Origin of the sequence: Adlercreutzia aquisgranensis, assembly GCF_943193145.1 — a bacterium.
GTDB lineage: Bacteria > Actinomycetota > Coriobacteriia > Coriobacteriales > Eggerthellaceae > Xiamenia > Xiamenia aquisgranensis.
Window position 1 is genome coordinate 20,196 of sequence record NZ_CALPDA010000017.1, and the last position, 12,706, is coordinate 32,901.

Here is a 12,706-nt window from a genome sequence, read left to right on the forward strand (position 1 = left end):
CGTCGCGTCGCTTACTGGTCGAGCATGCTCGCGATGCTCTTCAGGTCCGACATGCTCATGCCGGCGGGCAGCCCCGGCATGCCGCGGCGCTTCTTACCCTTCCTGCCCTTCTTGCCGTGCCCTCCTTGGAGCGATTCCATCGCGGGCATCATCCGCTTGACCATCTTCTTGGTCTCGTTGAACTTCTTGACCAGCTGATTCACCTCGGTGACCGACACGCCGGCGCCCCGGGCGATGCGCGCGCGGCGGCTGCCGTTGAGGATGTCGGGCCGCTGGCGCTCCTCACGGGTCATGGAGTTGATGATGGCCTCCATGTCGTCGAGCGCGCCCTCGTCCACCTTGCCCGAAGCCATGGCGCGGTCTCCGCCGGGCAACGCCGAGATGAACTTCGACACGCCCCCCATCTTGCGGATCTGGCGGTTCATCTCGATGAAGTCGTCCAGCGTAAGGGTCTGGCTCATAAGCCGCTCGGCGGCCTCGGCCTCCTCGGCTTCCTGCTGCACCCTGACGGCATGCTCGATGAGGCTGACCATATCTCCCATGCCCAGGATGCGCTTGGCCATGCGGTCGGGGTGGAACTCCTCCAGCGAGCTGGGCTTCTCGCCGGAGCTGATGAACTTGATGGGCTTTCCGGTCACCTGCTTGATGGACAGGGCGCCGCCGCCGCGGGCATCGCCGTCCATCTTGGACATGATCACGCCGTCGAAGTCCACCTGCTCGGCGAAGGCCTGGGCCACGTTGACCACGTCCTGGCCGGTCATGGCGTCAACTACCATGAGAATCTGGTCGGGGCGCACGGCCTGCTTGATCGCCTTGGCTTCGTCCATCATCTGCTCGTCCACGTGCAGACGTCCCGCCGTGTCGACGATCACCACGTCGCGCAGGTTGTCGATGGCTTCCTGGATGCCGCCTTCCGCGATAGCCACCGGGTCCTTCCCGTCGCCCCGGAACACGCGCACCCCTATTTCGCCGCCCAGGGTTTCCAGCTGGTCGGCGGCGGCCGGACGGTAGACGTCGCAGGCCACCAGCAAGGGGGAGTGCCCTTGGCTCTTGAGCAGGTAGGCGAGCTTGGCCGCCGCGGTGGTCTTGCCCGAGCCCTGAAGGCCTACGAGCATGATGACGTTGGGGATGCGGCTGGTGAGCACAAGCTTCGAATCGGTGCGCCCGAGCAGCTCGGTGAGCTCGTCGAGCACGATCTTCACGACGTTTTGCGAGGGGGTGAGGGAGTCCATGACCTCGGCTGTCAGGCAGCGCTCCTTCGTTCGGGCGACGAACCCCTTGACCACCTTGAAGTTCACGTCGGCCTCGAGAAGCGCCAGGCGGATCTCGCGCATGGCCTCGTTGATGTCGTCTTCGGTCAGGCGGCCCTTGCCGCGCAATCCCGAGAAGATGCCTTGGAGTCGTTCGGACAAGCCTTCGAGCATGGGGTCCTGCTTTCGTGGGTCGAGGGGGTTCGGCGCTAAGCGCAGTTAAGTAGGAATTATAGCCTATGGGCGACGCTGGGAGACGGCGGGAGGGGCGATTACGTTTGGTTGCGATGTTCAACGTAGGGAAAACGGCGAGGGGTCGGAGGGGTTGCAGTCAATCGGCGAAACGCTTACGCGCCAGTAAAGTCCCTATTTTAATCACAATTGCCTTCTACCATCTGGGTTGAGAAAAGAAAAGCGCAGGTCTTTTACCTGCCGGACGTTCGGTCGTATCTTTCCGACGGCGTTTGCGGCCGAATATCCAGCGTGGCCTGTAATTCGGAAAGCGAGGTGGTGTGCAATGAGGAAGCAATGGGCGGCAGAACCGGTCGCCGGAGTGGCCAATCGGAGCAGCAAGGCGAAAACGAGCGCAGCGGTGACGGGGCTGGAGCACGTGCATCCCTCTCGCGTGATCGCGCTTGCGGCGGCGGCCAACGTGTGCGCGGCAATGATAATCGCCGTCGCCCCGGCCATAGGATTCTACATCGTCTAGCCTGCAAGCCTGACGGAACACCTGATAGAATTAGCGAAGGACCTGACGGGTCCTTCGCGCTGTCTAAGGAGGGGATGGTTTTTATGCCCGTTGACATGGGACGCTTGCCGCGCACTGTAACTTTGGGTCGGGACGACCGGGGAAGGGCTCTTCTCGATTACGTCGACCAGCGGGTGCTCCCTGGCAGGCTGGAGGTGGTTCGCACCTACTGCTGGAGAGAGGTGGTCGGGGCCATCTGCGGCTTGGCAGTGCGCGGCGCGCCGGCTCTGGGGGTGTGCGGCGCGGCAGCTGTAGCGCTTTGGCTCGACGGAGCGGCCGAGTCTGAGGAAGGGTCTTTCGCGGATGTAGCCGCGTTGCTCGAGGGGCTTCGGCAGGCGTCCTCCCAAATCGCCTCGGCTCGTCCCACAGCGGTGAACCTCTCCTGGGGAGTGTCGAGGGTGCGCGATGCGGCCGTGCAAGCCATCGAGAACGGCGGGCGCATCCGAGACGTCGCCCGGCTCGCCTTCGACGAGGCGAAGGCGGTCGAGACGCAGGACGAGGAGTGCTGTCGCCGCATAGGGGCCTTCGGTGCGGCACTGCTGCCTTCGCGGGAGGGCGGCTGCCGGGTGCTCACCCATTGCAATGCCGGAAGCCTCGCCTGTTCGTTCTACGGCACGGCCCTGGGCGTCGTCTACAGCGCTGCGCAGGAGGGTAGAATCGCGCGGGTGTACGCCGACGAGACCAGGCCGGTGGGCCAAGGCGCCCGCTTGACCGCGTGGGAGCTGGCGCGCGCCGGCGTGCCGGTGACGCTGATCTGCGACAACATGGCAGCCAGCGCCATGGCCCAGGGGATGGTGGACGCGGTGGTGGTGGGTGCGGACCGCATCGCCGCCAACGGGGACGTTGCCAACAAGATAGGGACGCTGGGAGTGGCCGTGCTGGCGAAGCGCTTCGGCGTTCCCTTCTTCGTCGCAGCACCTGCCTCCACTGTGGATGCGAGCCTGTCGTGCGGCTCGCTCATCCCCATAGAGCAGCGGGATCCCCGCGAGGTGATGGCGGATGCGCCCGAAGGCGTGGAGATTTGGAACCCCGCTTTCGACGTCACGCCGGCCGAGCTCGTCGACGCGATCGTAACCGAGCGGGGCGTCTTCGAACCGGGACGCATCCTGGACGCGTTGGGGCAGCAAGGGATAGGGCGAGCGGGTCGATAAGCCGGGTTCTGTCGTTGGGCGATCATTTATCTGCGACCGCTGTCGCCAGCGGCCTTGTAGCACGCAACCCGAACGCACGGAAGGGCGGCCGTATCGCGTTCCTATTTGCGCTTGCTCCGGATGGGGTTTGCCAAGCCGCATCGTTGCCGATGCGCTGGTGCGCTCTTACCGCACCGTTTCAGCTTTTCTCCCAGACGGCTCGCCGAAGCGGGCAGCCGGGGGAGTTTTCTTTTCTGTGGCACTGGTCCGTCGGGTCGCCCCGCCCAGCCGTTAGCTGGCATCCTGCCCTTTGGAGCCCGGACTTTCCTCATGCGGATACCGCACGCGATCGCCTGGCCCGCTCGCCTGTGGTATTCTAGCGTACCGTTTCGCCGCGTGGCACAAGGCGGCGACCTGCATGCGAAAGGAACATCAATGGCCGATGTGAAAACCTGCGTCCTGGTGGCCGCCAGCCAGTTCAACGCCCGCGACTTCCGGGAGCGCTACGAGGCGGGGCTGTTTGACTACGTCATGGCCGTCGATGCGGGCTTCGCCTATCTGGAGGACTTGGGCGTGCGTCCCGACATGGCGCTTGGGGATTTCGACTCCCTCGGCTACGTCCCCACATGCCAGCGCGTCTCGCGCTTTCCCCGCGAGAAGAACCAGTCCGACCTGGAGCTTGCCCTGGAGCGCGCGAAAACCATGCGCTACGACGACGTCTACGTCTACGGCGCTCTGGGCGGCCGGATCGACTTCGAGCTGTCGAATCTTCAGGCGGCGGCGAAATACTCGGAGGCGGGACTGTGCGTGACGCTGGTGGGCGAGGACTGCGCTGTGCGGGCTCTTACCGGCCCCGACGTGCTCGATCTGCCGCTGATGGACAGCGGCACCGTGTCCGTCATCGCCATGAGCGACCGATGTACGGGTATGATCGAGCGCGGCATGGCGTACTCCCTTGACGACGAACCGCTCACCAACCGCGAATCGCGGGGCGTCTCCAACGAGCTTACGGGCATGCCGGCTAGCGTAGGCATCGCCTCGGGCACCGTGCTCGTGTTCTACCCGCTGCCCTAGCTCGCATCCCCGTCGCGACGGTAGACCGTCTTGCCGCCTACGATGGTCTCCAGCACCTGGAAGTCGAGCAGCTCGTCGTCGGTGCAGGAAAGCAGGCTCCGGTCGATCGCAACGAGGTCCGCCAGCATTCCCGGCGCTATCAACCCCAGCTCGTCGCCCCTGCCTGCCGCCAAGGCGCTTCCGCGCGTGTAGGCCGACAGTGCCTGGGCTCGCCCTATGCGCTCCTGGGGCTGCCAGCCGCCGACCGGCTCTCCCGTGGACGGGTCCTGCCTGGCTACGGCGCAGTACAGCACAGCTGCGGGCGACGGGTCGACCACGGGCGAGTCCGTTCCGAAGGCCAAGGTGGCGCCAAGGCCGAGCAAGGTGGCGAACGGCCACATGTACCTGGCGCGCGCAACGCCCAGGTCTCGCTCCGGGCCGCCAGGGTCGAGGGTTATGTGGGGCGGCTGCACGGCTGCGACCACGTCGAGCTTTGCAAGACGGCGCATGTCGGCGGGCTGGAAGTTCTCAAGATGCTCTATGCAGTGGCGTTTCGCACCGGGAAGCGGACCGAAGCGTCCGCGGGCCTCCTGGAAGATATCGAGGGCTTGGTGTATGGCCTCGTCGCCGATGGCGTGGATGCGCACCGCCCGTCCGCGTCGCGCAGCTTCCAGCACGTAACGCCTCATGACGGCGGGGTCGATGGTGGGCCTGCCGTGTTCGCCCGGCACGGTCGCGTTGCTGTAGGGGTCGTGGATCCAGGCGGTGTGCTGGCTGGACACCCCGTCGAAGAACTGCTTGAACCCGCCGACGGATAGCATCGGGTCGCGCAGCCGTCCTTCCAGCTCGTCGTAGCGGCCCTGGTCGTCGGTGAGCGTGGGAAAGAGCGTTGCGCGCACGGTCATGCGTCCGTTGCGCAGCAGGCGTTCGTAGATGTCGTCGCGCACGAAATCCAGGCCCGGCCCCGCCATGAGCGACAAGTCGCACAGGCCTGTAATGCCGCTTGAGGCCAGCGTCCGGAAGAAACCGTCGTAGGCGGCATCCAGCTCCTCGTCGGTGAAGGAGGCGGTGATGCGGGGCATAAGCTCCATGGCCGCCGCTTCGCGGACGATGCCGGTGAGGCGCCCCTGGCCGTCTCTGTCGTAGGCGCCTCCTGCAGGGGGCAGCGAGCCGTCGGTCAGCCCAAGCTCCTCCAGGGCGCAGCTGTTCAGCCAAAGGCTGTGGGCATCCCCCGAGTAGAGCGCGACGGGGCGATGGGGGAACGCGGCGTCCAGGGAGCGCTTGTCGGGCAGGCGGGGAGGATCCCATCGGTACTCCCGCCAGCCCTGGGCCAGAAGCCATCCGCTCGGACGCGTTTCGGCGAACGCCCGCAACCGCTCGACGCAGTCCTGCTCGCTTCGCCCCATGAACGTGCAGGCAAGGGGCGAGGAGTACAGCGCCGAATGGAAGACGTGCATGTGGGAGTCGTGGAAGCCGGGGCACAGAAACGCATCCCCCAGGTCCTCGATCCGCCTCGCCGCCTCGTCGGGATCGTCCGCCTGGGCCAGCACCTGGTCCAAAGGGCCCACGGCCGCTATCCGGTCGCCCGAGAGGGCTACCGCGGCGGCAGCGGCGTCGTCGTCCAGTCCGGTGAAGGTGGCGTTGGAGAGCAGGATGCGATCGAATGTCATGGGGGCGCCTTTCCGGGGGGGGCGTTCGTCAGTGCGCAGCGGAGAATAGGTACTCGTCCTGGCGAACCTCGACCGAGAGCTCGCCGTTGCGCACCAAGTGGATAAGATGGGCCATGGTCTCGCCCATGGAGGAGAACTTCTGGTCCAGGGGCCATCGGCTCCAGTTCGGATAGCGCCAGGGGAACGCCTCGGAGATGGAGACGATGTCGCGGTTGCCCTCCTCCACCAGGTTGTAGATCTGCCCCAAGCGCTTGCGGTGGTGGGCGATCAGGGCGTCGGAGCGCTCGGAAAGCCCGCAGTAGGGGTCGCCATGCGCCGGAAGTACCAGGTCGACCTCGTAGCGCTTCATCTTCTCCAGGCTGCACAGGAAGTCGGACAGCGCGTCGTTGGACAGGTTCCACGAGGTGACGGAGGGGGTGATGTGCTCCAGGACGTGGTCGCCCACGATCATGAGGCGGTGGGAGCGGTCGTAGAGGCAGATATGCCATGGGTCGTGCCCGGGCGTCTCCACCACCTCGAACCGACGGCCTCCCAGCTCGAGGGTGTCGCCTTCCGCCAGAAAGCGGAAGGGTATGTCGCGGCGCAGCGGCAGCAGCTCCGCCGAAACCGGCAGATGCAGCGCGCTGTTGCGCATCTCGAGGTCGCCGCGCTGCTCGGCCGTGGAGGCGCGCACGACGGCGGGGCCGAACACCACCGCGTCGAGCGCCTGGCGGTTGCACACCTCTATGAACGAGTGGATGTTGCCGGCCACCTGCATGCCGGGCTTCCAGATGCGGTCGAGGTTGCCCGTGTGGTCTGGATGGGAGTGGGTCAGCACCACCTGCACCTCGTCCCACGAGCGTCCAAGCGATGCAAGGGCGCCCGTAAGCGCCGCCTCGCATTCGGGCAGGTTGAAGCCGACGTCGATGACGGTGGTTCGATGGGGCTCCAGCACGAAGTAGGAGTTCACGTACTTGAGCGGGTTGTGCGGCAACGGTATGCGCACGAGGTAGAGGCTCTCGTCGATGGCGACGGGGGCGCCAAGGGGGCTGGAGGACAGGGCGCAGGAGAGAGTGTGCACCCGCGCCGGACAGCAAGGGGCGAGCTCGGCATTGCCCGCGGCTTCGAGATTGCGCGAATCGGTCATGAATCCCTGCTTTCCTCGTTCGCCTCGAAGGCGATAGCGTCGATGGTTTCGCCGCCCATTGTAGGCGAAAGCCTGAAGGGGTTTTCAGCTTGGTGCCAGAAGGTTGCCCAGCTCGTGAAAATTATCGGAGAGGGGAGGCTGAGCGCCGCCATCATCTATAATGGCGTCGACAGATTGGAGCGAACCGTGGTCCAAGCGAAGAAGAGCTTCACCCATATCGTCGTCAACGAAGAGGACGACGTCGTCATCCAAGCGGGGACGCAGCCTGCGCCTTCCTCCGAGAAGGACGCCCCTGCGGCCGATTCCCGCTCCGAAGGGAGCGAGGCCGTTGCTCAGAGCCCCGCTCGCCCCGATGCGTCGGATGCCGGCGACGGGAAGGCTGTCTCCAAGCGGACGGAGCGAGCGAAGGCGGCTAAGGACAAGGAGTACCGCGAGACCACGCTCGACGACTTGAGCGGCTCGCCCATGTCCGTCACCCAGAAGGTCATCATCGGCCTGTGCCTTGTCGGCGTCATCGCCGCGGTTGTCTATTGCGTAGCCTTCATGGGCTAGCCAGTCTCCTTCGGAAAGGACCCCTATGGCGAAGCACGCGGCCCACGGGCCTCGGGATACCAAGCCTGCAGCGACGGAGAGCGCGCCTCACGCTCCCTATCGTCCTGACGACGGCTCCTCGGAGTACCCGGACGCCTTCGAAGGGCTTGAGCCGGTCGACTCCGGTCCTATGCTCTTCGACGAGGAAACCGTCTACACCCAACCGGTTTCGGTCGGGTCCCACGGCAAACCGAAGAAGCCCCAGCTTTCGCCGGTGATGCGCAAGTCGCGTCGGACGCGGCGAATCCTCATAGCCATCACGGTGCTGCTGGTGGTGCTTATCGGGGCGCTGTGCTACTTCGGGTACCGCCTGTTGGTGGAAAGCGGCTCCCTGGCGTCTCAGCAGGCTCAGGAGCAGCAGGGGAGCCAGGATGTGGATGCCATGAGCCAGGAGGCCTCCAACGCCCAGGACACCACCATCACTGTGACCAAGACCGCCCGCGTGCCCGAGCTGGATATGCTTCTGGGCATGGCCTACGACGATGCCGTCGCAGAGCTGGGGTCCGATGCCGTCGTCACCTCCGAGCGCGATGCCGACGAGGCCGACCGACCCATCATGACCATGGTCACCCTTACCATTACCGGGTCCTCCACCGAGTCACGTTCCGGCATACCCACCGTCTACCTGGGGCTCGACAGCGAAAGGAAGGTTATCGAGGCGGGCTTTTCAGCGTCGACGTCCTCCTTGGGCTTCGCGCCCAGCAGCTTCAGCGACGCGGTCACCTCCGACGGCGTCATCGAGAACGCCATGGCCGAGGCAGGGGTTGCCATCGACAGTGCCGATGTGGTGCTGCCGGAGGATCGGTCGACTTACGCCACCTACGCTGATGACGGCAAGACCGTGGTGAAGGAGCGGTGCGCGTTCTCGGGCACGGTGAGCCAGAACAGCATGGACATCGAGTGGTCGGCGGTGCTCATGTACGACTACACTACCTCCAATGCCACTGGCAACATCGCAAGCACCATCCGCCTCATCTATCTGTACCTGGACGCGCCCTCCCTTGCCGCTCCGGTGCCGGAGTCCGAGCCCGAACCTGCCGAGGAGCCTCAAGCGGAGGGTGGGCAGGATGCCGGGAGCGAGGGCGAGGCTGCGCCGGGCGAAGCGCAGAACCAGGCCGCCTAGGCGCGCCGAGGGAAGTCCTTCGAAAAGGCAACGAAGCGGATTCGGTTGCGCGTCTCCTGAGAGGCGGATCGGAAACAGGCCGCATGGGCTTCCACGTTTTCTCCCCATAACCCCTATGCTCGATGCAGGTGCCCGACGCAGGCGCACTGCAGCGAGATTCGGGGGAAGCGATGATGAGAGAAGATGCGGTATCAAGATGCCTCAGGTCCACAAGGGCTAAGGCGGTCGCGCACGCGGCGGCTCTGGCGGCCTTCGCAGTGTTCTTCGCGTTCTCACTGGTGCTCATCGGACCGCTTCGCCAGGAAGGGGCTGCCGACGAGGCCGCACGCGGACCGGCGTATCCGGCCATCGAGGACGAGTACGCCGATGCGCTCGAGACACAGGGTGCGCCCATCACCGTCACGCTGGCGAATCAGGCCACGGGGCAGACCCATATCGTGCAAACCTTCATAGGCAGAATCACGCTGCCCGAGCCATCTTCCCTGGGGTTTTCCGAACCGCTGCCCGGCGCCTTGTTCGTTGGCTGGTCCTCCGATGCCGCTGGCACATCGAACGTGTACGCCGCGAACCAGGTGTATCCCGACAACGGAACCAACTCGGCGAAGCTCAAAGGCGATGCGACGGTCTACGCCATCTGGCTTCTGCCGGGACAAAGCGATGTCACTCAGCGGGCCTGCTACTACATACGCCTGGACGGTCGCATCCCCTTCGAGCCCGGCGGAAACGGTACCGCCTCTTATGCCCCGGCAGGTACGCTGGCCTCTCTTACGGGCACGGTGCGGCGACCCGTGGCCATCGCGAACAACCTGGAGGCGGTGGCATCTGACATCCTCGCGGCTCCGGCTGATACGGATGTGGCCTCCGTGCTCGCAGACTACGGTGCAGCCTTCGACCCGCAGACGCAGAAGGTGCTCTGGTACGTGGTCAAGCCTCGCAACGGAAGCGCTTCGGCATGGAACGTCAACGGCATCGTCATGGACAAGGGAAGCCATCTGCTCGCATACGAGCCTAACGGCGGATGCTCGAACGTGCCGGATGCCAGGGCCTACGCCGTCGGCCAGACTGTGGCGATCGACGCGCAGCGGCCCACGCGCCCCGGGTTCACCTTCCAAGGGTGGAGCCACGACCCCGCAGCGGATTTCGCCGCCTACGGTGCGGGCGCAAGTGCTGCCCTGACGATGCCCGACGAGAACGTGACCCTTTACGCCCTGTGGAAACCGGTGAGAGTCGAGGTCACCTACGTTGCGGACCCGCAGGCGGGCGGTGCGGTGGGCACGTCGGTCGACACCGTCGAGGCGCTTTCCGGCGAGGGTATCACAGGTTCCACGGCAACTCCTGCGGACGGCTACGTGTTCGTCGGGTGGTACAAGGGCGCACAGCTTGTCCAGAACCAGCCGGCGTTGGACGCGCAGACCGCAACCGACAACGCGGACCGTAGCGGCGGGCTGGTCGTCCCTACGCAGTTCCAGGCGCGCTTCGAGGCCGCAAAGCCTGCTATATCGGTTCGCAAGGCCGTAGTCAACTCCCCGCGCAACGGCAGCTACTACCAGGTGGGGGAGACCGTGTCGTTTCGCGTCGAGGTTGCAAACGAGGGCAACGTCGCCCTGGACAACATCGTTCTCTCCGATACCCTCTCGCAGCTCGACCCCGTAGAGTCGCTGCAGCCGGGGGAGAGCGCAAGCCGCAGCTACGAGTACACGGTCACAAGCGAAGACGCTCAGCGGGGAGCCGTGTCCAACGTCGCCGTCGCCACCGCCTCGGCGCCCTCCATGGGCGACGTCGAGGTTGCCTCGGCGCCGGCCTCCTGCTCTGTGCTGGCAAAGGAGAATCCTCCGCAGAAGGCCTATGTGCTGTTCGGCGCCTATCCTCAGGCCGGCGGCACGGTCGACAGGTCCTACGAGCTCGTCAACGCCGATACGGGCGAGGGGCTCGAGGCAGTCACGGCATCCGAAGGGGAGGGCTACGACTTCTCGGGGTGGTACACCTACGACGGGCAGCTGGTGTCCGACCAGCCCCGCCTGAGCGCCGAAGTCATGGCGGCTGCATCCCGAGCGCACCCTGGGCGCAGCGCATGGGAGCCGATGCTGTTCGTAGCGTATTTCAGGGAGAGCGGCGACAAAGGCAAGCCGCCGGATGATCCCCACGAGCCCTCCTCGCCTGCGCAGCCCGACGAACCGCAGGTGCCCGGCGCCACCGTAAAGGAGCCCACCGACGATGCCGATGCGGCACTGCAGGCGCCCGCATCCGACGGTGCGGGCGCTGATGCCGGCACCGAAAGCTCGCCGGATGCGACGCGCGATGAGCGCACGGGGCAGGACTCCGCGAAGTCGCGCCCCGCAGCCTCTACCGCACTCGTCCGCTCAGGTGACGGGCTGTTTGATGAAGCTGCGTTCGTCATAGGAATGCTCGCCGCCGCGGCGTTTTGTTGTGGAGGTTTCGCGCTGAGGCGCTTCTAGGGCGCGCTTCGGCAAAAACGTCCTTGCATCCCGAACCCGTTCTGCTAGACTAATCAAGGTTTTGACAAGCGAAGGCACCGCACATGCATGCCTTCCACCTGGTTCGGCGCCTCGGCTGCTGATGGGTTCATCGATAACTGCACGGCCGTCTTGTGCGACACGATGATTCCGAAGCGCCCCTGCCGAAACCGGCAGGGGCGCTTTCGCTTGTTGAAACGACATGGCCAGTGCAGCGCCCAAGCGATGAGGCGCACCGGAAAGGAAGGTGAGCGCGATAGCTGCTCAAGAGCCACGGCTCAACGACCAGATCACGGTTCGCGAATGCCGACTGATCGACTTCGACGGCACCCAGATGGGCATCTACGCTACGGTGCAGGCCCAGCGGATCGCCGACGGAAAGGGGCTCGACCTGGTCGAGATCGCCCCCAATGCCGACCCGCCGGTCTGCCGTATCATGGACTACGGTAAGTTCAAGTACGACCAGGCCATCAAGGCGAAGCAGGCTCGCAAGAACCAGAGCCGCGTCGAGACCAAGGAGATGAAGTTCCGTCCCAAGATCGACGTGGGAGACTACACCACCAAGAAGAAGCACGTGCTGCGCTTCCTCGAGGCGGGGAACAAGGTGAAGATCACCATCATGTTCCGCGGGCGCGAAATGGCCCATCCGGAACAGGGCCTCACCATTTTGGAACGCCTTGCCGACGACCTGAAGGACGTTGCGGTCATAGAGAGCCAGCCGAAGATGGAGGGCCGCAACATGCACATGGTTATCGCTCCGTTGCCTGCAGCGGTTACGAAGAAAAAGAAGGAACAGGACAGTCAGGAAGAAGGGAAGGACGGCAATGCCTAAGATGAAGACCCATCGCGGGACCGCCAAGCGTTTCCGCGTCACCGGATCGGGCAAGATCATGCGCGCCAAGGCCTACAAGAGCCACATCATGACGAAGAAGAGCCAGAAGCGCAAGCGCAACTTCCGCCACGAGACCGAAGTTGCCGCTTCCGATCGCAAGGTCATCGCCCGCAACCTCGGGCTTCGCTAGATTCCAAGGAGTGTGTGAGATATGCCTCGTGTAAAGCGTGCAGTAAACGCCAAGAAGAAGCGTCGTACCATCCTCAAGCGCGCCAAGGGATACTACGGCGCGAAATCTCGCTCCTACCGTGCGGCGAAGGAGCAGGTGCAGCATTCGCTTCAGTACATGTACCGCGACCGCCGCAACAAGAAGCGCGAGATCCGTCGTCTTTGGATTGCCCGCATCAACGCCGGCGCCCGCCTGAACGGCCTGTCCTACTCCGTGTTCATGAACGGTCTGAAGAAGGCCGGCGTGGTGCTGGACCGCAAGGTGCTCTCCGACATGGCCATCAACGACCCCGTTGCCTTCGCGGCGCTGGTCGAGGTTGCCAAGAAGGCGCTGTAGCGACTCTCATCCTCCTTCGTGCCGACAAGGCACCGCAGGCGATGAAAAAGAAGAAACCCCGTCTCTCTGTACTGCCTCCCATTTCTTGGACACGAGAAATGGGAGGCTTCTTTATGCCATCAGACCTTAGGATCAGATACGACG

General features: G+C 64.8%; 11 protein-coding genes, 1 other RNA gene and 1 pseudogene. 9 read left to right on the forward strand and 4 right to left on the reverse strand.

What is annotated here, in order from left to right; translation table 11 throughout:
* Positions 1-11 precede the first annotated feature (11 nt).
* The gene (ffh, locus tag NFR41_RS10045) at positions 12-1,424 is read right to left on the reverse strand and encodes a signal recognition particle protein (protein WP_251231739.1); all 1,413 of its coding nucleotides are present in this window, start codon (positions 1,422-1,424) and stop codon (positions 12-14) included.
* 343 nt (positions 1,425-1,767) lie between these two features.
* On the opposite strand from ffh, the gene NFR41_RS10050 reads away from it, so the two are divergent.
* Both NFR41_RS10050 and mtnA read left to right on the forward strand, forming a co-directional pair.
* Entirely contained in the window at positions 1,768-1,959 is a 192-nt protein-coding gene (locus NFR41_RS10050) for a hypothetical protein (RefSeq protein WP_160214375.1), read from the forward strand.
* A gap of 95 nt (positions 1,960-2,054) precedes the next feature.
* A pseudogene (mtnA, locus tag NFR41_RS10055) lies at positions 2,055-3,038 on the forward strand (S-methyl-5-thioribose-1-phosphate isomerase); the annotation flags it as partial.
* A gap of 92 nt (positions 3,039-3,130) precedes the next feature.
* On the opposite strand, the gene rnpB reads toward mtnA, so the two are convergent.
* Positions 3,131-3,493: RNase P RNA component class A (rnpB, locus tag NFR41_RS10060), an RNA gene on the reverse strand.
* Positions 3,494-3,563: 70 nt separating this feature from the next.
* Here rnpB and NFR41_RS10065 point away from each other — a divergent pair.
* Positions 3,564-4,202 carry a thiamine diphosphokinase gene (locus NFR41_RS10065; RefSeq protein ID WP_251231740.1) on the forward strand — a complete coding sequence of 213 codons (639 nt, stop codon included), beginning with the start codon at positions 3,564-3,566 and terminating at the stop codon, positions 4,200-4,202.
* Here the strand turns inward: NFR41_RS10065 and NFR41_RS10070 are convergent.
* On the reverse strand, positions 4,199-5,851 hold the full coding sequence (locus NFR41_RS10070; RefSeq protein WP_251231741.1) for an amidohydrolase: 1,653 nt from the start codon (positions 5,849-5,851) through the stop codon (positions 4,199-4,201). The two genes, NFR41_RS10065 and NFR41_RS10070, sit on opposite strands and share 4 nt — an antisense overlap.
* 28 nt (positions 5,852-5,879) lie before the next feature.
* Positions 5,880-6,977, reverse strand: a complete 1,098-nt coding sequence (locus NFR41_RS10075) for an MBL fold metallo-hydrolase (protein WP_251231742.1) — start codon at positions 6,975-6,977, stop codon at positions 5,880-5,882.
* A gap of 114 nt (positions 6,978-7,091) precedes the next feature.
* Here NFR41_RS10075 and NFR41_RS10080 point away from each other — a divergent pair, with 114 nt between their 5' ends.
* The 6 genes from NFR41_RS10080 to rplT all read left to right on the forward strand — a co-directional run bounded on the left by NFR41_RS10080 (position 7,092) and on the right by rplT (position 12,562).
* Positions 7,092-7,529 carry a hypothetical protein gene (locus NFR41_RS10080; RefSeq protein WP_251231743.1) on the forward strand — a complete coding sequence of 146 codons (438 nt, stop codon included), beginning with the start codon at positions 7,092-7,094 and terminating at the stop codon, positions 7,527-7,529.
* A gap of 25 nt (positions 7,530-7,554) precedes the next feature.
* Complete coding sequence (locus NFR41_RS10085; protein ID WP_251231744.1) at positions 7,555-8,691, forward strand: histone-lysine N-methyltransferase; 1,137 nt, start codon at positions 7,555-7,557, stop codon at positions 8,689-8,691.
* A 170-nt stretch (positions 8,692-8,861) separates the two neighbouring features.
* Entirely contained in the window at positions 8,862-11,147 is a 2,286-nt protein-coding gene (locus NFR41_RS10090; RefSeq protein ID WP_251231745.1) for an InlB B-repeat-containing protein, read from the forward strand.
* A 265-nt stretch (positions 11,148-11,412) separates the two neighbouring features.
* Positions 11,413-11,997: a translation initiation factor IF-3 gene (gene infC / locus NFR41_RS10095; RefSeq protein ID WP_251231746.1), complete on the forward strand. Its 585-nt coding sequence runs from the start codon at positions 11,413-11,415 to the stop codon at positions 11,995-11,997.
* Positions 11,990-12,187, forward strand: coding sequence for a 50S ribosomal protein L35 (gene rpmI, locus NFR41_RS10100; protein ID WP_160214367.1), 198 nt, complete (start codon positions 11,990-11,992; stop codon positions 12,185-12,187). The genes infC and rpmI overlap by 8 nt, the downstream gene beginning before the upstream one ends.
* A gap of 21 nt (positions 12,188-12,208) precedes the next feature.
* Positions 12,209-12,562 carry a 50S ribosomal protein L20 gene (rplT, locus tag NFR41_RS10105; protein ID WP_251231747.1) on the forward strand — a complete coding sequence of 118 codons (354 nt, stop codon included), beginning with the start codon at positions 12,209-12,211 and terminating at the stop codon, positions 12,560-12,562.
* Positions 12,563-12,706 lie beyond the last annotated feature (144 nt).